The 19,417-nt window shown below is 42.4% G+C and carries 17 protein-coding genes and 6 pseudogenes; 11 read left to right on the forward strand and 12 right to left on the reverse strand.

Features of this window, described 5'->3' with window-relative positions; all coding sequences use genetic code 11:
* Positions 1–48: 48 nt before the first annotated feature.
* From ACQY1X_RS22760 to ACQY1X_RS22770, 3 genes are read right to left on the reverse strand one after another with little or no spacing between them, the layout of a single operon-like run.
* Complete coding sequence (locus ACQY1X_RS22760; protein ID WP_430015176.1) at positions 49–1,245, reverse strand: LL-diaminopimelate aminotransferase; 1,197 nt, start codon at positions 1,243–1,245, stop codon at positions 49–51.
* Positions 1,246–1,261: 16 nt separating this feature from the next.
* Positions 1,262–1,624, reverse strand: coding sequence for a thioredoxin family protein (locus ACQY1X_RS22765; protein ID WP_002774854.1), 363 nt, complete (start codon positions 1,622–1,624; stop codon positions 1,262–1,264).
* A gap of 45 nt (positions 1,625–1,669) precedes the next feature.
* A complete protein-coding gene (locus ACQY1X_RS22770) occupies positions 1,670–2,548 on the reverse strand; it encodes an ABC transporter permease (protein ID WP_002774855.1) in 879 nt (292 codons plus the stop codon).
* Positions 2,549–2,746: 198 nt separating this feature from the next.
* Here ACQY1X_RS22770 and ACQY1X_RS22775 point away from each other — a divergent pair, with 198 nt between their 5' ends.
* Genes ACQY1X_RS22775 through cobT form a run of 3 tightly spaced genes read left to right on the forward strand, consistent with a single transcriptional unit; the run spans position 2,747 to position 4,479 of the window.
* Entirely contained in the window at positions 2,747–2,980 is a 234-nt protein-coding gene (locus tag ACQY1X_RS22775; RefSeq protein WP_002739069.1) for a hypothetical protein, read from the forward strand.
* A complete protein-coding gene (locus tag ACQY1X_RS22780) occupies positions 2,968–3,378 on the forward strand; it encodes a type II toxin-antitoxin system VapC family toxin (RefSeq protein ID WP_130756749.1) in 411 nt (136 codons plus the stop codon). Before ACQY1X_RS22775 ends, ACQY1X_RS22780 begins: the two co-directional genes overlap by 13 nt.
* Before the next feature lie 27 nt (positions 3,379–3,405).
* On the forward strand, positions 3,406–4,479 hold the full coding sequence (gene cobT / locus ACQY1X_RS22785; RefSeq protein ID WP_069474195.1) for a nicotinate mononucleotide-dependent phosphoribosyltransferase CobT: 1,074 nt from the start codon (positions 3,406–3,408) through the stop codon (positions 4,477–4,479).
* A gap of 187 nt (positions 4,480–4,666) precedes the next feature.
* Here the strand turns inward: cobT and dps are convergent, their stop codons facing one another.
* The 5 genes from dps to ACQY1X_RS22810 all read right to left on the reverse strand — a co-directional run bounded on the left by dps (position 4,667) and on the right by ACQY1X_RS22810 (position 7,550).
* A complete protein-coding gene (dps, locus tag ACQY1X_RS22790; protein WP_002738563.1) occupies positions 4,667–5,200 on the reverse strand; it encodes a DNA starvation/stationary phase protection protein Dps in 534 nt (177 codons plus the stop codon).
* Between the two features lie 258 nt (positions 5,201–5,458).
* The gene (locus ACQY1X_RS22795) at positions 5,459–5,686 is read right to left on the reverse strand and encodes a type II toxin-antitoxin system HicA family toxin (protein WP_002739431.1); all 228 of its coding nucleotides are present in this window, start codon (positions 5,684–5,686) and stop codon (positions 5,459–5,461) included.
* A 2-nt stretch (positions 5,687–5,688) separates the two neighbouring features.
* Complete coding sequence (locus ACQY1X_RS22800) at positions 5,689–5,895, reverse strand: type II toxin-antitoxin system HicB family antitoxin (protein WP_002739432.1); 207 nt, start codon at positions 5,893–5,895, stop codon at positions 5,689–5,691.
* A gap of 215 nt (positions 5,896–6,110) precedes the next feature.
* On the reverse strand, positions 6,111–6,470 hold the full coding sequence (locus tag ACQY1X_RS22805; protein ID WP_430013613.1) for an HNH endonuclease: 360 nt from the start codon (positions 6,468–6,470) through the stop codon (positions 6,111–6,113).
* Positions 6,471–6,818: 348 nt separating this feature from the next.
* Positions 6,819–7,550 carry a glutathione peroxidase gene (locus ACQY1X_RS22810; RefSeq protein WP_002738486.1) on the reverse strand — a complete coding sequence of 244 codons (732 nt, stop codon included), beginning with the start codon at positions 7,548–7,550 and terminating at the stop codon, positions 6,819–6,821.
* A 203-nt stretch (positions 7,551–7,753) separates the two neighbouring features.
* On the opposite strand from ACQY1X_RS22810, the gene ACQY1X_RS22815 reads away from it, so the two are divergent.
* A complete protein-coding gene (locus ACQY1X_RS22815; RefSeq protein ID WP_430013614.1) occupies positions 7,754–8,704 on the forward strand; it encodes an undecaprenyl-diphosphate phosphatase in 951 nt (316 codons plus the stop codon).
* Between the two features lie 154 nt (positions 8,705–8,858).
* Positions 8,859–9,572, forward strand: a pseudogene (locus tag ACQY1X_RS22820) (transposase); the annotation flags it as partial.
* 5 nt (positions 9,573–9,577) lie between these two features.
* Here ACQY1X_RS22820 and ACQY1X_RS22825 read toward each other — a convergent pair.
* The gene (locus ACQY1X_RS22825) at positions 9,578–10,564 is read right to left on the reverse strand and encodes an IS30-like element ISMae39 family transposase (protein ID WP_430013615.1); all 987 of its coding nucleotides are present in this window, start codon (positions 10,562–10,564) and stop codon (positions 9,578–9,580) included.
* Positions 10,565–10,663: 99 nt separating this feature from the next.
* Between ACQY1X_RS22825 and ACQY1X_RS22830 the strand changes: the two are divergent.
* From ACQY1X_RS22830 to thiD, 6 genes and pseudogenes are all read left to right on the forward strand, one after another.
* Positions 10,664–11,401 (forward strand): annotated as a pseudogene (locus ACQY1X_RS22830) (transposase); the annotation flags it as partial.
* Between the two features lie 139 nt (positions 11,402–11,540).
* Positions 11,541–12,755 carry an ISL3 family transposase gene (locus tag ACQY1X_RS22835; RefSeq protein ID WP_193979949.1) on the forward strand — a complete coding sequence of 405 codons (1,215 nt, stop codon included), beginning with the start codon at positions 11,541–11,543 and terminating at the stop codon, positions 12,753–12,755.
* Between the two features lie 240 nt (positions 12,756–12,995).
* A pseudogene (locus tag ACQY1X_RS22840) lies at positions 12,996–14,037 on the forward strand (IS630 family transposase); the annotation flags it as partial.
* 269 nt (positions 14,038–14,306) lie between these two features.
* Entirely contained in the window at positions 14,307–15,128 is an 822-nt protein-coding gene (locus tag ACQY1X_RS22845; RefSeq protein WP_430015177.1) for a cell division protein FtsQ/DivIB, read from the forward strand.
* A gap of 192 nt (positions 15,129–15,320) precedes the next feature.
* On the forward strand, positions 15,321–16,568 hold the full coding sequence (gene ftsZ, locus ACQY1X_RS22850; RefSeq protein ID WP_002778450.1) for a cell division protein FtsZ: 1,248 nt from the start codon (positions 15,321–15,323) through the stop codon (positions 16,566–16,568).
* Between the two features lie 6 nt (positions 16,569–16,574).
* Entirely contained in the window at positions 16,575–17,375 is an 801-nt protein-coding gene (thiD, locus tag ACQY1X_RS22855) for a bifunctional hydroxymethylpyrimidine kinase/phosphomethylpyrimidine kinase (protein ID WP_002738816.1), read from the forward strand.
* A gap of 273 nt (positions 17,376–17,648) precedes the next feature.
* Here the strand turns inward: thiD and ACQY1X_RS22860 are convergent.
* The 3 pseudogenes from ACQY1X_RS22860 to ACQY1X_RS22870 all read right to left on the reverse strand — a co-directional run.
* Positions 17,649–18,029, reverse strand: a pseudogene (locus ACQY1X_RS22860) (ISL3 family transposase); the annotation flags it as partial.
* Positions 18,030–18,147: 118 nt separating this feature from the next.
* A pseudogene (locus ACQY1X_RS22865) lies at positions 18,148–18,315 on the reverse strand (transposase); the annotation flags it as partial.
* 241 nt (positions 18,316–18,556) lie between these two features.
* Positions 18,557–19,234: pseudogene (locus ACQY1X_RS22870) on the reverse strand (transposase family protein); the annotation flags it as partial.
* Positions 19,235–19,417: the final 183 nt, after the last annotated feature.

Raw genomic sequence — 19,417 nt, forward strand, 5'->3', positions numbered from 1 at the left:
CTTAACTTAAGCTAAATTGTAAAATCAGGGTTTCACTTTAGGACAAAATCAGGTTAAATGTCGATTTGATCCCAAAAAAGCCCCAATTTTCTCCACGGCAGCCTCTAGAATATCGGGATCGTGAACTAAGGCAAAACGCACATAACCCTCACCACCCTTACCAAAACCGGAACCGGGGGAAACAGCGACACCGGTTTGGGCCACCAATTGCCGACAAAAATCGACGGAATTACCCGGCCAACTGGGGGGAATTTTTGCCCAAACGTACATAGTAGCAGCCGGAGTGGCCACTGGCCAACCGATGCGATTTAGGGCATTAATAAACACATCCCGGCGTTTTTGGAAGATAGCGACGGTTTCCTTGACCGAATCTTGATTACCAGTTAAAGCAGCGATCGCACCGTTGAGAATGCCCAAATACTGATTAAAATCAACCATGGCTTTAATCTGTCGCAAAGCCATAATTAACTGCGGGTTGCCAATGGCGAAACCGATGCGAAAACCGCCCATATTATAGGACTTGGAAAAGGTAAAAAACTCGATCGAATTAGTTTTATCTCGATCGGCCTGTAAAATTGACGGGGGGGGCGATGTTCCCGCAAAAAAGATGTCTAGATAGGGAAAATCGTGGATTAAAACTAAATTATGCTGACGGCAAAAGTCAACCGCTTTTTGAAAAAATGCCAAAGGTGCGATCGCTGTAGTGGGATTATGGGGATAACTCAAGACCATCAGCTTCGATTGTGCCAGCACTAGCTCAGGAATGTCCTCTAAAACCGGCAGAAAGTCATTTTTTGCCAAAATTGGCATTCCGTAGATTTGACCGCCAGCAAGGGCAACACCGCCCAAATGGGAGGGATAACCCGGATCGAGAAGCAGGGCAAAATCCCCGGGGTTGAGAATGGCCAAAGGTAGATGGGCCGTGCCTTCCTGAGAACCAATTAGGGGTAAAACCTCCGTTTCCGGATCAACGGCAACCCCAAAGCGATCGCTATACCAGTTAGCGGCAGTTATTCGGAAGTCTCTGGTCCCATTATGGAGTAAATAGCCGTGGGTGTGAGGATCGTGGAGAGATCGCTCAATAGCATCGACAACGTGGGGAGCAGCCCCAAGATCGGAGGAACCGAGCGAAAGATCGATAATGATATTACCCGCTTCTCTACTGGCAGCTTTTGCCCGATCCATATCGGCAAAAACGTTGGATTGGAGTGCCTGTAAGCGGTGTGCTAGGGTTAAGTTATTCATAACCACAGATACCTAATTAGCTGACATAGGTATCGATAAAAGATTGTAATTGTTGTTTGCCGATCGCCCCTTCATGAGTGGCAATAAGTTTTTTATCTTTAAAGATGCGTAAAGCGGGAACACCTTTCACATCACATTTAGCCACCGAGTTGGGGTTAGGGTCCACCTCTAGTTTAACTACTTTTAGCCGTTCGCCGTAGGTGTTGGCTACCCAATCGATCGAGGGGGATATCAGACGACACGGACCGCACCAACTCGCCCAAAAATAGACTAAAACGGGTTTTTCGACCTCAAAAACCTCTTGGTCAAACTTCTGATCGCTAATGACAGTTACGCTACTCACAGTATTTATTTCCTCGCCATCGTTACTGATCATCATAGAGGTTCTGGGTACTTTTCGGCAATTATCCAGTTCCACAGTTCCTCAAACATGAGGATCGAAGACATCGCGTAAACCATCACCGATAAAATTAATACTTAACACCGTGATCACGATAGCCAGAGCGGGAAAAATGACCAAATGGGGGGCAGTTGTCAAGTAATCTTTAGCTTTAAATAACATTTGTCCCCAAGTCGGCACATCGGGGGGGAAACCCAAACCCAAAAAACTCAGGGTTGACTCGGTAATAATCGCATTACCCACCGCTAAAGTGGCCGCCACGATAATCATTCCCAAAACATTAGGTAATAAATGCACCCAGATTAAACGGAAAGGAGTGGCCCCCAAAGCAATCGCAGCCGAGATAAACTCCATCTCTCGTAATTTTAAGAAATTTCCCCGCACCAATCTGGCCACCGACATCCAATTTAAACCCCCGATCACCAAAACCACGAGGATAAAAATACCCGTTTCCGGTCCGGCGATTTTCTTGATACTATCGCGAAATAGATAGACAATCAGTAAAAGTAGGGGTAATTGGGGCAAAGATAGGAATAAATCCGTTAATCGCATCAATAAGCCATCGATCGCCCCCCCGTAAAACCCGGAAATAGCCCCGATCGCTGTCCCCAGAATCATCGCGACTATCATAGCAGCAATGCCCACCGCCAGGGAAATTCGACCCCCCACCAAAATCCTCGCCAATTGATCCTGTCCCAGATCATTAGTGCCGAAAAGATGTTTTAAACTAGGGGGAGCAGTGGTTTGACTAAAATCAATGGTATCGATGGGGACCCGATAAAAAATCGGACCGAATAGGACGGCAAGAATAATTATAATTAATGCGATCGCTCCTATTGTTGCCAGGGGATCTCGGTAAAAACGTCGCCAAGTATCGATAATTGCAGAAGACAGGAGAGACATAAGCTGTTAAGTGTTTAAATTACTTTTTGAGACGAGGCACTCTTGCATTAGGGGAGATTCCGCTAATCTAAGAATAAACGGTTTAAATGAGTCTTTTTAGTCTGCTGTATTTTAGGTAAAATCTCAAGATGAGTCCCTTTATTGAAGGAACCGTTGTGTTATAGTATAACTCAAGTTCAGAAAATAGAGAGTAAAACTATGACTGTTAAAGAACTTATTCAAACAGCAATTGATAATTTACCTGAAGAACAACTAGATGAACTTTATCAATTAATTAAAAATTTCACCGCCAGCAAAAACAACTTATTAGAAGAAAAACCATCCTTATTCAAACGTCATTTTCCAGTTGAGAATATGGTGGGTAAAGCTAAAATACTAGGTGATATGGTCAGTCCTATTGTAGATGAAGAAGATTGGGAATGTCTGAAGTAATTGTGCTTGATACTCATATTTGGTTGTGGTTAATAAATGGCAATTTTGACAGATTTCCCGAGCATTGGCTAGAAAAATTTGAGTTAGCAGAATCTCTCGGAGTTTCCCCCATTTCTTGCTATAAAATAGCCCTTGCTAACCAACGGGGGAGATTAGAATTAAGTTATCCCCTTCAAGAGTGGATTCAACAAGCTTTAACAGTAGCTAAAATAGATATATTTTCAATTACCCCCGAAATTGCCATTAGAGCCGTTAATTTATCTCCCATTCACAAAGATCCTTTTGACCGTATTATTATGGCTACAGCCTTAGCATACGGGGCAAAACTGGCTAGTATTGATAACTTATTTTCTAAATATCTTGAAATCAAAGATCATCTCATGGAGAGAGGGAAATAGTAATAAGTAAGAGGACAAAATCAACAGATGATTAAAATTTACACGGAAATCGAACGGGGGCAAAATTGGTTAGAGCGCCATCAAAAATCTTGTCCGATATTTGCCCTAGTTTTAGGTTTTACCGAGACGGGATTAATCCCCGGAATCTCCACCGCTGGTGCTACCCCGGAAGATAGAAAATATACAGCGATCGCCGATGCCGAATTTATCGTTAAAGGAGTTTCACCCCATCCCCGTTATCCCTTACCCCCCCTAACGGTGGGAGCCTCTCCTGCCTATATTACCCGCGCCGTGGTGGAAAAATTAGCCATTCCCGTCCTCGTTTTTAACGCCGGTTTACCCTTGCCCCCGGCCGTCGATTATATCGAACTGGGGGGACAACCGGCCCGTTGTCTCTCCACCGGCCGCGCCCTAGATCTCCCCATAGTAAAACACCTGTTCGCCCAAGGACTAACCTGGGGCGAAAAACTAGCCCGCCAGTCTAGTTATCTAATTATCGGCGAGTGTGTGGTCGGTGGCACCACCACCGCCCTCGCCATCCTCACCGGATTGGGTTATCGAGCCAACGGCAAAGTTAACAGCAGCCATCCCCAGTGCAATCATGCTCAGAAACAGGCAATAGTTGAGCAGGGATTAGCCGGAAAAGAAATTTTTGATCCTTTTGAGGTAATCGCCGCCCTAGGCGATCCTCAGCAGATTTTCGTCGCTGGCATGGCCATCGCCGCCAGTGGGCAGGGTGGGGTACTTCTCGCCGGAGGAACCCAAATGTTAGCCGTTTCTGCCCTAATTCAAGCTCTAGTGACTAAATATGCCTATCCGGTTAACTGGGAAAATATCATCGTCGGCACAACTCGTTGGGTAGCGGAAGATAAAACAGGGGATACGGTGGGATTAGCCAGCCTGATCGGAAAAATACCCCTATTAGCCACACAATTAAACTTTTCCGCCTCTAAATACCCGGTTTTGCAAGCTTATGAACAGGGTTTCGTCAAGGAAGGAGTCGGTGCGGGGGGATGTGCGATCGCTGCTTATCTGTACCAGAATTGGACTAATCAAGATTTGGTCAAGGCGATCGAAAATTTAATCGGGTTTCAACTATAGTAGTTATAGTCATTTCAGATAAGTCTGATACAGTCTAGACCGACAAAATTCTTCAAAACCCTTATGAACTCTGGGATTGATATTCTCAATTTTAATTGAAATGACTATAAGTGATTGGCTACGTTTACCGATTACGAGAATTTAAGGTGTATTAAGCTACGTTAACACACCCCAAATTTATCTATATTTAACCGATAACATCTTCCGATTTAATCAGATGCGCTTCTAGGAACCAGAGACGTTTATCGATGTCTCGGGAGATTTCCGTATAGAGATCTGCTGTGTCGGCATCCCCTTGATTGCCAGTGCTATCAATCGCAGAACGAAGATGGGCGGCGTATAATGCATAACGTTCGGCTAAAGCAACGATATGTTCACTACCATCGACGATATCAGCCGGATATTCTGGCAGAATCGAGTTAGCGGCAGCGATGCGTGCTGTTCCCAAAGCGGTTCCACCTAAAGCGGTAATCCGTTCTGCTACCATGTCCCCATAGCCTTCTAATTCCGTGGCCATTTCGTCGAAGAGGCTGTGCAATTGGTAGAAATTTAAACCTTTTACATTCCAGTGGGCTTGTTTAACCTGAGTTTTTAGGTCTAAACTAGCGGCAAGGGTTTGGCTTAGGATTTCAACAATAGCTTTGCGGATATCTAATGCTAAATCGATACGAGTGGCGTAGTATTGTCCCGTGGTTTTGGTTTTGACTGGAATGGCTACCATAATCTTTCTCCTTGATCAGTTAACAGAATACTCGATAATTTTTGTGGGTGCATAAGGGACTGATTTTGATCCTATTGGACGTTGATAATAAACTGAAAAACGGCCAATTAATTCGGAAAACAAGTAGCTGATAACTGATACTTCCAATGCGCTCAGTACAAGTAACGGCTCGAATCAGCGGCATCAGACAACCTTGAACTGAGCATCAGCAGCCCTCGTCCGTCTGCTGCACTCGAATTGTTAGACCTCTCTTATCGCTCATCTCATGCCAGAAACAAATTCTTGTACCGTAATTCCAGCAGTACGAATAAGACTACGAAGCGTACCCTTTGCCACTTCACGATGATCAGGAACAGAGAGTGTTACCTGTTCGCCCTCCTTAACCATGATAATATGGCTGGCACTTTGACGCGCAACTTGCCAGCCGAAGGTTTCAAATACTCGGACTACCTCACGTCCGCTGAGAACAGGAAGAGCAGAGGACATGATTATGCCATTACCTCTACTTGGTGAGTTTCAATCGTTAGGGGTAGCCCACGTTCTGCACGAACTTGAAGGCAGGCGATAATTGCATCTCTGATATTTTCAAGAGCTTCTGCTCTCGTTTTACCTTGGCTGACACAACCCGGAATGCTGGGGCATTCTACAACCCAAACTCCATCTTCGTCACGGTCAAGTGTTACAGTCAACTTCATAAGTTTTCACCACAATCTCCCAGCTTATAGTTTACCTCGTGTTCTCACCTACCTATTAGTGGATGACAAGAACCTTCAGTAATCAAAGCTACATCAAGGAAGATACCGAATTGGGTTTTGCCCACCTTCAGCAAACTCAACCCAATTTACGCAGCAATTCTCATTTTAAGGTTTCATGACATTAAAACCCCTGCACCTAGAGGGGTTAATAATTCTTAACGAATCTCTAGATCGCTGAAACAACGCAAAATCGTTTCAAAATGAGAATTGCTGCAATTTACGGATGTTGCCCCTATGTACTGAACATGAGTTAATCGAATGTCGTATCGACCTTCCCTGTCTGCTGGCTCTGCACCAGCATGGTTCGCTATGTACAAATTATTCGCATTATTCTCATAATCACGATGATAAAGAATAATACGGTCAACTTCACGATTGGGATCGATCTTCCACTGACCCGTTGAACCAGTGTTGTCATCGTGGAGAACAAAGTGTTTTCCCTCTGTAAAGATAACGACTACCTTTTCATTTGGCTTTATGAAGTCACGGGCTTTCACAAAATCAGCAATTCTCATACTTGTGAGGCACAAAGTTTCTGGTTTTAGTTAGGGAACAGGCAACAGATGGTGTACTTTATAAGACTGAGAAACGCTATAAATGATTAACGAAATACATCAGACTACAATCACACCCAACAAAAAAGCTCTAACTTGCCCGGGCAAAACCTCTCACAGATATCTCTCCAGTTGCAATGGAAAGATAACGGCTCTTCTCGACTTTGTGTGATAATTTTTGCTTATGGAATCGTGAAATGCTTATCGGGTAACACTTTTAGGACTATTTTGTCGAAGAAACTATCAGTATAGACCTCGTTTCCACACAGAAACCAGAAGAGCCAGATAACTTGAGGTCTAACTGATTGATTATGCTCCTAAATGAGCCGCTAATTCTTCCGAACCGCCAATTAATTGGCCGTTAATGAAGACTTGTGGGGTGGTGGTATTACCACTCATAGCCCGCAGAGAACGACTGGTGGCATCGCGTCCGAGGATAATTTCTTCGTATTGTAGGCCTTTTTCTTCTAACATTTTCTTGGCCCGGAGGCAGTAGGGACAACCCACTTTCGAGAAAAGAGAGACTAAAGGCGGTTTTTTGGCTTCTGGGTTGATGTAGTGTAACATCGTTTCCGCATCGGAGACTTTGAAAGGATCTCCCGGTTCTTCTGGTTCGATGAACATTTTCTCGATAACACCATCTTTGACTAGCATCGAATAGCGCCAAGAACGTTTACCGAAACCTAAGTCAGCTTTATCGACTAACATCCCCATTCCTGCGCTAAATTCGCCGTTACCGTCGGGAATTAAGACGACATTATCACATTCTTGATCTTTTGCCCACTCGTTCATGACAAAGGTATCATTCACCGACAAGCAAACAATAGCATCTACGCCATTTTCCCGAAAAACAGGGGCTAATTCGTTATATCCGGGTAAATGGGAGGTGGAACAGGTGGGAGTGAATGCCCCGGGTAAGGCAAAAAGAACAACGGTTTTTCCTTTGAATAATTCCTCGCTGGTGATGTTCACCCATTGATTATTTTGACGCACGGGAAAGGTGACATCGGGAACTCTCTGTCCTTCTCGGTTTGGTAGCATAATCTTCAACTCCTAATTACTAAGTCGTACTCATTTCGAGTTTGTCTAAATTAAGTGTACTCATAACGACTATGAGTTGTCAACAAGTATTTATACTTAAATTAGGAGATAGGAGAATGGGAAATAGACAAAAGGCAGTAATATTGATTAGTTAATTTACCTAACCCCCCACACCCAACACCCAACCCTTTTTTTACTGAAAAATGATGTTTTCCTTCCTGAAAAAAAGCTATAAATGGCTAGGACTAGCGATAATAACGGTGATTTTGGCGATTACACCCGCAGTCATTGCCCAATCAACCACTAGCACCATACCTCTGGCAAAAATTAACTGGTTACAGGCGATTTTTTTGGGATTTGTGCAGGGAGTGACGGAATTTTTGCCGATTAGCAGTACCGCTCATCTAAAAGCGATTCCCGTCTTTTTGGGTTGGGGAGATCCCGGTGTCACCTATACGGCAGTGATTCAATTGGGCAGTATTGCGGCGGTATTGTCCTATTTTTGGCAGGATTTAAGGCAAATATCCACAGGAATGGTGAAAGCGGTGGCTAGTTCCGATTATCGTTCCCAGGATTTTCGTTTAGCCGTGGGGATTATCCTAGGCACAATTCCGATCGTTTTCTTCGGTTTGTTAATGAAACTTTTCATTCCCGATTTAGATAATTCCCCCCTGAGAAGCATGACAGCGATCGCCAGTGCCTCCATAGTCATGGCTTTACTCTTAGGTACGGCCGAAAAAATCGGGAAACATAAACGCAGTTTTGAGACTTTGCGACAAAAAGACGGGGTTTTAATGGGATTAGCCCAAGCTTTAGCGCTCATACCGGGGGTATCTCGTTCTGGGTCCACCTTAACTGCCGGGTTATTCATGGGTTTAGAAAGGGCCGTAGCGGCGCGATTTTCCTTCCTGTTGGGGATTCCGGCGATAACTTTAGCCGGTTTAGTGGAATTTAAAGGAGTTCTCGACCAGATTAACACCAGTGAATTAATTCCCCTCGCTATTGGGGTAATTTCTTCGGCGATATTTTCCTATCTTTCGATCGCTTGGTTATTAGATTATCTCAAAAAACAGAGTACCTGGGTTTTCGTCTGGTATCGTCTCTTTTTCGGGGTTACTATCCTGATTGGTGTAGCCTTGAGGCGTTTTTCCTGACCTTTTGGCATTCTAATTAGGGTTTGCTGAATAATGGTAAAAACCTTACAGGAAAGGGCTTTTAGCTTGATTGAGAGCTTCCCAAATGCACTTAAATCTGCTAGAATCTCTTAAAACCCTTGCATCACCCTTGCATCTTCTCTAATTAGTGCTAATGTACCGTAAAAGCGAGTTACCCTCAACCCCACCAGAAAACTTCGAGCTGCCCTTTGAGGGGAAATTATCCCAAGATAATCGTTGGGTAATTATGGCCAACCTCATTCCCTGGTCAGAATTTGAAGCGGAATACGCATCACTTTTTTCAGAAGAAATGGGCGCACCCGCCAAAACATTTAGGATAGCAATGTCCGCATTAATTATTAAAGAAAAATTAGGAACAAGCGATAGAGAAACGGTAGAACAAATCAAGGAAAATCCTTATTTACAATACTTCTTGGGGTTTTCATCCTACAGCAATGAACCCCGGTTTGAAGCGTCAATGTTGGTTAACTTTCGAGAAAGAATCACTCTGGAACTAATTAATAAAGTGAATCACTTTATGGTCAAAAATTCGAGAGAAATAAAATAAGGAGAAAACACCGAAAAAAAGTTAGAGAGCGAAACCCAAAGTCAACCCGAAAATCGAGGTAAATTAATTTTAGATGCCAGTTGTGCGCCCGCAGATCTTAGTTATCCTACGGATTTAAACCTGTTAAATCAAGGAAGAAAACAAACCGAAAGAATTATTGATATTCTCTAGGAAACTTTAAAAGGAAAACTTGTTCAAAAACCGAGAACCTATCGTCTCCTAGCCAGAAAAAGTTATTTAGAAGTAGCAAAAAAAAGAAAACCTACCGTCAAACAAAGACGAAAAGCTCTGAAAAGACGGCCAATTCAAGTCTGAATTGCATCACTGTCTGATCTACCTTTATAGAATACCTCATTCGGGGTACGATAGTCAAGACATTTTCGAGGACGATTGTTAATCAAGTTTACGGCTCTTTCCACCTCCTCTGGCTTAACGATTTTAAAATTCGTTCCCTTAGGGAAAAATTGTCTTAACAGTCCATTGGTATGCTCGTTTAATCCCCTCTCCCACGAATGATAAGGAGTAGCAAAATAAAAATCTGCTCCTAGTTTCTGACTCAACTCTTGATGTCCACAAAATTCTTTGCCGTTGTCACAAGTAAAGGTTTTTCTTTTGTCAGGGTGAATCTCTTGAAAAAGTTTTTCTGTGACTCTATTGATTTCCGATGCGGTTTTGTTTTTGGCTAATCCTGCTACTAAAAATTTCGAGGCTTTATCTACATGAGTAACGAGAACTCCTAGATGATTGCCTCCAATCATTGTGTCACTTTCCCAATGACCGATTTCAGTTTTCTGGTCAGCAATTACTGGTCGCTCGCTGATATCTACACGCCCTGGAATCCCTCCACGCTTACTTTTTGCTCCGCCTCGACTCTTTCTTTGACAAAGCCCCCGGCGTAAATATTTCTGGTACTCTCCACATCTGTGATAGTTCTGATAGATCATTTGATAGATGGTTTCGTGACTGAGAGATTCTTGACTGGCTCTTTTCAGACGACCTGCTATTTGTTCGGGACTATGATAATCTTTCAATCCTTCTTTGACCAACTCTAAGGCTGACTCGCTGACATTTTTAAAGGGTTGTTTGGCATTTTTTCGCCTTGTCTCGCTTTCAGCTTGTGCTGTGTCAGGTAGATAGCAGCCAAGAGAACTTTGATTCCTTTTTAATTCCCGTGATATTGTGCTTTGATGACATCCGAGCCAGACGGCCATTTGCCGTTGAGATAAATTTCCCTCCTGACTAAGTTGGTAGAGCAAGTTTCTTTGTTCTATGTTAAGATGTTGGTGGCTCATTTTGGGTCTGATTTGTTTTTGTTAATGATCAGACAGTACCTGATGAGCCTTTCTTTGTCAACTCTTGAGGTTGATGCGTTTCATTTTTGAATTGGCGGACAACTGCAATATCTGAAAAGAAATCTCGACCATATTGAACAACTTTTAGCAGAAGGAGCCTCTCTACAAAGCTTGAAAAAAAGAGACTATAAACTGTTATTAGTAGTCACAGAAGTTTATCGCCAACAACTCTGGATGTACCAAAATAACAAACAGAGTATTGAAGACAGAATTGTCAGCTTAACTCAACCCCATATCCGTCCGATAGTCAGAGGAAAAGCTGGAAAACCCGTAGAATTTGGGGCTAAATTCTCAGCAAGCTGTATAGATGGTTACATATTTTTAGACCGGATTAGTTGGGATAACTTTAATGAATCGGGAGATTTAAAAGCACAAATAGAAGCTTATTATGACTATACAGGATACTATCCAGAATCAGTTCATGTGGACAAAATTTATCGAACCAGAGAAAACCGAGCTTGGTGTAAAGAAAGGGGAATCAGAATCAGTGGTTCCCCATTAGGAAGACCAGCCAAAAATGTTAGTAAAGAACAAAAGAAACAAGCTACCGATGATGAGAGGATTCGGAATTGTATAGAGGACAAATTTGGACAAGGGAAAAGAAGATTTAGCTTAGGTAAAGTGATGGCTAAACTTCCTCATACTTCCTTTTCAGCGATTGCTATTACTTTTTTAGTCATGAATCTTTCTAGCCTGTTGAGGCAGGTTTTTTGGGCTTTTTTATGTCTGAAATGGGGCTCTTCGGGAATTGTTATGCAAATAATTAACTTAAAATAAAATTCGATGAGAGCAACTACGCTCAAAAGTAGCTGAAATTCATACAAGAAAGGACTTAAGGCACAAATAGGTTAATACCAAAAGATAGACAATCGAGTTAAGATTTGATATAATAGCCAAAAACGAGATTATTTTACTTATGATACTTGACAAATTTTTGAACCTACAAGGAACCTGTATTCAAGGCTATCGACACCTAGAAAATATCGGTATAGTTTTCCAAATCGAATCGAAAAATAAAAAAGCAGCCTGTCCTCGTTGTGGGTTAGAGAGCGATAAACTTCACCAAAATCATCGACATTTAGTCAAAGATTTACCGCTCTCAGGTCAACCAGTGTACCTGCAAGTTAATCGTCGTCAATTTAAGTGCGGTAATTGTCAGAAACCCTTTAGCGAAGAGTTAGATTTTGTCGCCAAGAAACGAACCTATACGAAAAGACTAGCCGAGAATATACTCGAACAATTAAAAGAAGGAGATATTTTAAATGTTAGCCGAAGAAATGACGTAACGGAAGAAGAGATTCAAAGAATGATAGAGGACATAGCTGAAGAAATTACAGAGACAGACCTATCGAAATTAAAAAGACTAGGAATTGATGAAATCGCTCTAGTCAAAGGACAAAAAAATTACTGTGCGGTTTTAGTAAATTTAGATACGGGAAAACTAATAGCTATTCTAGAGAAGCGAACACAAGAAGAATTGAGGGAAACGCTTACAGGGTGGGGAAAAGAGGTGTTAGAGCAAATTGAAGAAGTCAGCATAGACCTTTGGTTGCCCTATAAAAATTTGGTGAAAGAATTGATGCCATCGGCCGAGGTAGTCGCCGATAGATTCCATGTAATGAAACAAATTAATCAAGAGTTAGACGAACAAAGAAAAGCAGAAAAAAGAGCCGTAGAAGCGCAGAGAAATAAAAAACAGAAAGCGGAAAAAGAAGCGAAGCTAGAAGTTTTAAAGCGAAGTAAATATAGCTTGTTAAAAAATGAAAAAGATTTAACGGAAACCCAAAAAATCAAACTAGAAGCTATCAAAGAAAATTTCCCAAATTTGAAAAAGATGCACGAGTTAAAGGAAGAATTTAGAAAGATTTATGAAACCTCAGAGAATCCGACAGAAGGACTGCTATCCATCTCGGACTGGTTGGCAAAATCCTCCAGTGTTTTTACCAAGAGTTGTCAAACAATCCGAAACTGGTTTGGAGAAATCATTAGTTATTTCGAGCGAAGGACAACTAATGGGGTGGTCGAGGGAATCAACAATAAACTTAAACTAATAAAACGGAGAGGCTATGGCTTTAGAAACTTTCGGAATTTTTGGGTTAGAAGTATGTTGTCTTGGCATCTTGTCTGTTGATTTAGCATAAAGGGTAACGAAGAGCCGGAAATGGAAAAACAGCACTTTTTCTCGGTCAATGATTAGGATAAGTTATAATTTAAAAAATTAATCAACAAGTAAAGCTTATGCTTGTAGCTAAGTGAAATCATTGATTAAGAGACCTGTACTTTTCAATGACTTTTTGCCGCAAACCCTAATACCAAATTTCAAAAACTATGGCATACTTATAGAAAAGATTATTAAGTGGATAAATTGGCGATGCCGGTCGTACCCAAAATTGATATTGTTGAGTCAGTAGAAGATTTAAAAAAATTAATGAAACAACAAAAAAGTAGTTTAGCCTACGCTAAAGTACAGTCCTTATATTTTTTGAAGATGGGGGAGGTAGAGACGGTTCGCCATTTAGTGGTATTAATGGGACGAGGGGAAAGAACAATCCATCGCTGGTTAAGTTTTTACAGAAAAGGAGGAATCGAGCGATTATTATCTGAAGGAAACCCACCAGGAAGACCGAAAAAGATTTTGGTAGAAGAAGTCGCTCTTTTACAAAACGAATTAAAAGACCCAGTGGGTTTTACCAGCTATAAAGAGATTTATTTTTGGCTCTCGGTCGTTCGAGAAATTTCCGTCAGCTATACAACAGTTTATCGTCTCGTTAGACAGGAATTAGAAGCTAAATTAAAAGTACCTAGACCAGGAAATCCGAGACAATTGCCTGGCGAAGTAGATGAGTTTAAAGCGAACTTATCTAAACGACTAAAAGCTTTACTAGACAGGGAAAGCGAGAAAGTAAAGCGTTACGAGAAAGTAAGTTTTTGGTGCGAGGATGAAAGTAGATTTGGTTATCACACTATTGCTCGGAATAAAATAACTCTTTTCGGAGTTAAGCCGATTGGTAATTTTTAATATAACTTCCAATGCTTTTGGCTGTACGGGGCTGTAGAGCCTCGACAGGGCAGAAGCTTCTTCTATGAATTCTCCCATTTAGATGGGGATTGTTTCGGAGAATATCTATTACAACTATCGCAAGCTTTTCCCAATGAATTACATATTTTACAAGTAGATAACGCTCCTGCACATATGGCGGGACACTTAGAAATTCCCGACAATATTATCTTGTTTTATCAACCTTCTTGTTGTCCTGAAGTTAACCCCGCAACAGAGAGTTTGGCTGTACCTGAAAAATTTTCTGGCATGGGAAACTTTTGAATCTCTTGATGCTTTAAGAGATAAACTCGATGCTCTTTTAAATCGTTTATCCAATGACACTAGGCTCTTCGTTACTTGGTATGGTTCGATAGGGGGGCATAAATCGACTAAATCCTTATCTGGCAAGGGATTTAATTGATTAGTTCGCTCTAGATCGAAAATAATTGACAAAAATCGCTAAATGCTTTTCTATATAAGGGTTCCATCCCTTATAACCCCCGTTCATTGCATAACACAAACCGAAGAGCCTGACACTATCGGGTATTTAACGGGATGGTCTTGGATTTTAGAAGCTCTATGTCTGTCAGGAATTTAGAAATTTGGTATAAGATAACAGCAAAACTGTCCGAGATTTTCCCTATGAGCGATCAAATTCTTTCATCCCTCTCCCTGGAACAAAAACGACAAAACCTGCGCCACCAAAGGCGATCAAAGGTGTGGCAAGCTCTAGGTCGCTTTCTGGTGGTTAGTGGTTTAGCGACGGGATTAGCTTGGGGGATGACTTCACCCTATTGGACAATTACCAAGGCCGGACAGGTGGAAATCGCAGGTACGGAGTTAATGTCGTCCGAGTCGATTCGCGCTTGGCTGAAATTAAGCTATCCTCTATCTATCTGGGAATTACCCACCCATCAATTGCGAGAAAAATTAGCTGCTATTCCCGCTATTGCCGACGTTAAGATCGAGCGGCAATTATTACCCCCGAAAGTGATTGTTTCTATTCAAGAAAGAAAACCTGTTGCCCGTTGGCGTTCTCATCAACAGCAAGGTTTTTTAGATGCCTCGGGAACGATAATTCCTCAAAACTATTATGGTCGAACTCTGCCCAAAAGCCAATTACCTAGCCTAGAAGTGCTTGGTTACGACCGACAATATCAACAACAGTGGCAAAAAATTTATCCCTTAATTAATAACTTATCCATTAAAATTACCGCCATCGATTGGCGCAATCCTAGTAATCTTGTACTAAAAACCGAACTGGGGCAGGTCTATTTAGGTTTTTATAAAGATAGATTGCCGGAAAAATTAACCGCTCTCGTACAATCGCGGCAATTGTCATCCAAGATACCTCTAGCGCGAATTATCTACATTGATCTGAGCAATCCCGATGCTCCCACTGTACAATTAAAGCCACAGCCAGCCCCTAGGGTTGCCAAAGTAACGGCAACCGGTCGGGATTAACTGGAATTGATCAGTAAATAACCGCAATTATTCCCTTTAGGTATTGGCAAAAAAACCAAATTATGATTTTATGAACAAGAAACTGATACTGTAGATACTGGAACCGACATAATATTAGTGATAGTGTTAACAGTGCATCTCTAATTCATCAAATCAATAACAGAATCTTGTACTAAGAGTGTTCCAATTCCAATGACATCGATTAATGAGATCGTTCCCACCTATCCCAATCTGAACAGTAACGATTATGCCAGTTCAGCTATGAGCGAAGATAATCATTACTCTCAGAATAATGCTGGAGTATTATTTACTCGTCCCCATGAATCACAGATGACACCCCGAGAAGAAAGTCGTAGTAATCGCATCGTGCCGAGCAATGTCGCCAAGATCAAGGTGATCGGGGTCGGCGGTGGGGGCTGTAACGCCGTTAACCGCATGATCGCCAGTGGCGTGACCGGAATCGAATTTTGGGCAATTAACACCGATGCCCAGGCCCTGGCCCACTCCTCCGCCCCCCAGAGGTTACAAATCGGGACAAAATTAACCCGCGGCCTAGGGGCGGGGGGCAATCCGGCGATCGGACAGAAGGCGGCGGAAGAATCCCGGGATGAAATCGCCCAAGCATTGGAAGGAACTGATCTAGTCTTTATTACCGCTGGCATGGGCGGCGGTACGGGAACAGGGGCTGCTCCAATTGTGGCCGAAATTGCCAAAGAAATCGGCTGTTTGACCGTGGGAGTTGTGACTCGTCCCTTTACCTTCGAGGGTCGTCGTCGCACTAATCAGGCCGATGAGGGGGTGGGCGGTTTACAAAGTCGGGTCGATACCCTGATTATTATCCCCAATAACCAGTTATTACAGGTAATACCCGCCGAAACTCCCCTACAGGAGGCTTTTCGCGTCGCTGATGATGTGCTGCGGCAAGGGGTACAGGGTATCTCGGATATTATCACTATCCCCGGTCTGGTCAATGTGGATTTCGCCGATGTGCGGGCAGTGATGGCCGATGCGGGTTCAGCCCTAATGGGCATCGGCATCGGTTCCGGAAAATCTCGGGCTAAGGAAGGAGCGATCGCTGCTATTTCCTCGCCGTTACTGGAATCCTCGATCGAAGGGGCGAAAGGTGTGGTCTTTAACATCACCGGTGGTCAAGACCTAACCCTACACGAAGTCAATGCCGCCGCCGAAATTATCTATGAAGTGGTGGATCCCAACGCTAATATCATCTTTGGGGCAGTAATTGACGAGAAAATGCAGGGAGAAGTCAGAATTACCGTCATTGCCACTGGTTTTTCTGGGGAATCCCCCTCTCGTCCCACCAGTAGCAAGGTGGTGATCAATACCCCCGCACCCAGTCCGGCACCCACTCCTGAACCACCAAAACCGGCGGGATTAGATATCCCCGATTTCTTGCAACGTCGTCGTCCTTTTGATCGCTAACGGCCTATGACTGCCATTGCCCTCACCATCGCCGGTTCCGATAGTGGTGGCGGCGCGGGAATTCAAGCTGATTTGAAAACCTTCGCCTTCCACCGAGTTCATGGCACCAGCGCCCTTACCTGCGTTACCGCCCAAAATACCCTGGGGGTCGAGCGCGTCGAATCCTTAAGTCCAGAAATGGTAACAGCCCAAATCGATGCGGTGGTCAGGGATTTCGGTGTGCAAGCGGTCAAGACGGGAATGCTGTTCAGCAGCGAGATTATCGAAGCGGTGGCCGAGGCGATCGAGCGCTGGCGTTTAATCAGTTTAGTGGTGGATCCGGTTATGGTTTCGCGGGTAGGAGCCAAATTAATTGATGATCGGGCTATAGATAGTCTTTTTAATAGTTTAATTCCTCTGGCTTCGATTGTTACCCCTAATCGTTACGAAGCACGGCTTTTAAGTGGCATCGAGATCAATGATTTTGAGACGATGAGAGCGGCCGCCGAAATTATTTTCCAGAAGTCAGCCACACCGGTATTAGTGAAAGGAGGAGCCATGAAAGGCCGGCTGCGTGGGGTTGATATCTACTTTGATGGGGAGGAATGGCAAACTTTTAAGACCAGAAGCGTCGAAACCAATAACACTCACGGGACTGGTTGTACCCTATCGGCAGCGATCGCGGCTAACCTCGCTTTGGGTGATGACCTAAAAATAGCGGTGAAAAAAGCCAAGGAGTACGTTACTAACGCCCTTGAGCATTCCCTCGCTATCGGTAGCGGAACCGGTCCAGTAGGCCATTTTTACCGCTTAAAAGCCCTAAATTAGTCAATTCATAACCACTACTCCGCGTATTTCCCCCAAGTACCCCAGAGTTGCACTGGTCGCCCCTCGGTTCCCCTCTCGGTCTATCGGGAATTAGTCAAAGAATTGCAGTCCACCCAGGCACGGGTGGAATTTCTAGAAGCACAAAACCAGCGGTAATGATTCGGTAGTAAGCTAAAACGCACTTAAACCACCTAAAATAGAAATAGTAACTTGAGAAAAATTCTACTTATGCCAGCTAAAGATTTCCGGTTCTTCCGAACTTACCATGTAAAATCAACTGGCAAAATGCCAATTTAATAAACATCTAAGACTAAAGTTTTTAAAGTTTCTAAATCCATAGCCTCTCCTTTTCATCACCTTCAGTTTATTGTTAATTACTTCCACTGTTCCTTGGGTTGTTCGGTTATCAAAATAGGCAGTTATTTCATCAATCCACCGCCTCATTGTCTGGCAGCTTTTAGGAAAGTAAGCCATCGCCTTTTTTATCCAATCACTCAAGGCAAATAATCCCTCATTCCCCTCCGTATTTTTCTCAAATACTTCTCTAAATTCCTCTTTTAATTTGTGCATTTCCCCAAGTTTTGGAGACACTTTATATACTTCTTCCAATTTTTTCCTTTCTTTCTCTACTAAGTCTCCTTCATTCTTTAATAATACCAATTCTCCAAAGTCTGACTACAGAAGTTTAATCCCCCTAAATCCCCCTTAAAAAGGGGAACTTAAAGGGGGATTTAAATTCGATGTGTAGTTTTCATTTAGAGAAATGGTATAAGGCATATTTGCTCTTGGCTATTCCTGCTAAGATATTTTCTTTATTTTTCTTATTTTTTATCTTAGCTGCCTCTCTTTTTACCTCCTTTCTTGCTTCATCTAGCTCGTTATTTACTTGTTTCATTACATGGAATCTATCCCCTACTATTTGAGCTTGAGGCATTAGTTTTTTCTCTGACAGGGGGACAAGCGAGCTAGAAAACTTGCCAACACAGGCTTCTGGCTTCTCTCGCTAGAAATAGATCTAGCGATTCTAGGCAAAAAGCTAACGAAAGAATTAGGGATAGGAGCGAGCTTACTAGGAATTATTATTAATAAGTGAGAGATGGTGCGGCGAACTTTTTAGAGCTAAAACCATGAAAAGCTTATGATATATGGATTTCAGCCTTCTTGTCCCCCTTTCAGGTTTTTTCTGCCACATTTTTATACCCTATCCACAGGTCTATACTTACTTCCTCTATTTGGCTCAAAACCTCTTCTCCCCAGTGTTTCAGATATTCTGTTAATGCTTCTTCTGTTCTTTTTTTCACTAAGCCTATAATTTTTCCTGTGTCTATATTTACTAACACAGCATAGTAATTTCCTTTTCCCTTTATCATGGCTATTTCATCTATTCCTAGTTTTTTTAGCCCTTGAGGTTTTGCGGTTATTAACTCTTCTCCTAAGTCTTTGAGCATCGTCTCTATTTCTTGTTCGCTTACTCCATTTCTTTCTGCCGTATTTTTGAGATCACTATTCAGGACTTCGGCCACTATTTTTTTTCTAAATCTGTCTGTGTAGGTTCTTTTCTTCGGCAAATAATTTAGTTCTTCTGTGAATTTTTTCCCACATTTCTCGCAGCTCATCTGACGACGATTGATTCTCAGATATAATGCCTGTTCTCCAAAGGGTAAATCTCGGATTGTTAATTCATTGTTTTGATGAACTTTTTCCGTTTTACTTCCACAATGAATGCACTGGCTTTCTCTTGACATATTTTCTAAATGTAAAACAATTCCTATATCGGTAATAATTTGATAATTGGTAACGACAACTCCTTCTAGGTGAAGTAGCCCGGTCATTAACTTTAATTGTGGATTTGATGGCATAAGTATAGCTTGTGTCTAAAATTGCTGGTCTTGGCTGTCTATATTTTAAACAATAAATTGCTGTATTGCAAGCATAGTCAGCTTTTAAAGATAAATTATTGTTTTTATTGGTCAGCAATAAGTGTCTGTTTTTTCTTTGATTTTACACGACAAGTTCGGAAGAGCCATTAAAATCGGGAGTTC

This window comes from Microcystis protocystis FBCC-A270 (assembly GCF_050500235.1).
Classification (GTDB): domain Bacteria; phylum Cyanobacteriota; class Cyanobacteriia; order Cyanobacteriales; family Microcystaceae; genus Microcystis; species Microcystis ichthyoblabe_A.

What these genes read in the sequence shown, in the direction of transcription:
- ACQY1X_RS22760 (WP_430015176.1), bottom strand. Translation starts at nt 1,245, where the DNA reads ATGAATAACTTAACCCTAGCACACCGCTTACAGGCACTCCAATCCAAC.
- ACQY1X_RS22765 (WP_002774854.1), bottom strand. Translation starts at nt 1,624, where the DNA reads ATGATGATCAGTAACGATGGCGAGGAAATAAATACTGTGAGTAGCGTA.
- ACQY1X_RS22770 (WP_002774855.1), bottom strand. Translation starts at nt 2,548, where the DNA reads ATGTCTCTCCTGTCTTCTGCAATTATCGATACTTGGCGACGTTTTTAC.
- ACQY1X_RS22775 (WP_002739069.1), top strand. Translation starts at nt 2,747, where the DNA reads ATGACTGTTAAAGAACTTATTCAAACAGCAATTGATAATTTACCTGAA.
- ACQY1X_RS22780 (WP_130756749.1), top strand. Translation starts at nt 2,968, where the DNA reads ATGTCTGAAGTAATTGTGCTTGATACTCATATTTGGTTGTGGTTAATA.
- cobT (WP_069474195.1), top strand. Translation starts at nt 3,406, where the DNA reads ATGATTAAAATTTACACGGAAATCGAACGGGGGCAAAATTGGTTAGAG.
- dps (WP_002738563.1), bottom strand. Translation starts at nt 5,200, where the DNA reads ATGGTAGCCATTCCAGTCAAAACCAAAACCACGGGACAATACTACGCC.
- ACQY1X_RS22795 (WP_002739431.1), bottom strand. Translation starts at nt 5,686, where the DNA reads ATGTCCTCTGCTCTTCCTGTTCTCAGCGGACGTGAGGTAGTCCGAGTA.
- ACQY1X_RS22800 (WP_002739432.1), bottom strand. Translation starts at nt 5,895, where the DNA reads ATGAAGTTGACTGTAACACTTGACCGTGACGAAGATGGAGTTTGGGTT.
- ACQY1X_RS22805 (WP_430013613.1), bottom strand. Translation starts at nt 6,470, where the DNA reads ATGAGAATTGCTGATTTTGTGAAAGCCCGTGACTTCATAAAGCCAAAT.
- ACQY1X_RS22810 (WP_002738486.1), bottom strand. Translation starts at nt 7,550, where the DNA reads ATGCTACCAAACCGAGAAGGACAGAGAGTTCCCGATGTCACCTTTCCC.
- ACQY1X_RS22815 (WP_430013614.1), top strand. Translation starts at nt 7,754, where the DNA reads ATGATGTTTTCCTTCCTGAAAAAAAGCTATAAATGGCTAGGACTAGCG.
- ACQY1X_RS22825 (WP_430013615.1), bottom strand. Translation starts at nt 10,564, where the DNA reads ATGAGCCACCAACATCTTAACATAGAACAAAGAAACTTGCTCTACCAA.
- ACQY1X_RS22835 (WP_193979949.1), top strand. Translation starts at nt 11,541, where the DNA reads ATGATACTTGACAAATTTTTGAACCTACAAGGAACCTGTATTCAAGGC.
- ACQY1X_RS22845 (WP_430015177.1), top strand. Translation starts at nt 14,307, where the DNA reads ATGAGCGATCAAATTCTTTCATCCCTCTCCCTGGAACAAAAACGACAA.
- ftsZ (WP_002778450.1), top strand. Translation starts at nt 15,321, where the DNA reads ATGACATCGATTAATGAGATCGTTCCCACCTATCCCAATCTGAACAGT.
- thiD (WP_002738816.1), top strand. Translation starts at nt 16,575, where the DNA reads ATGACTGCCATTGCCCTCACCATCGCCGGTTCCGATAGTGGTGGCGGC.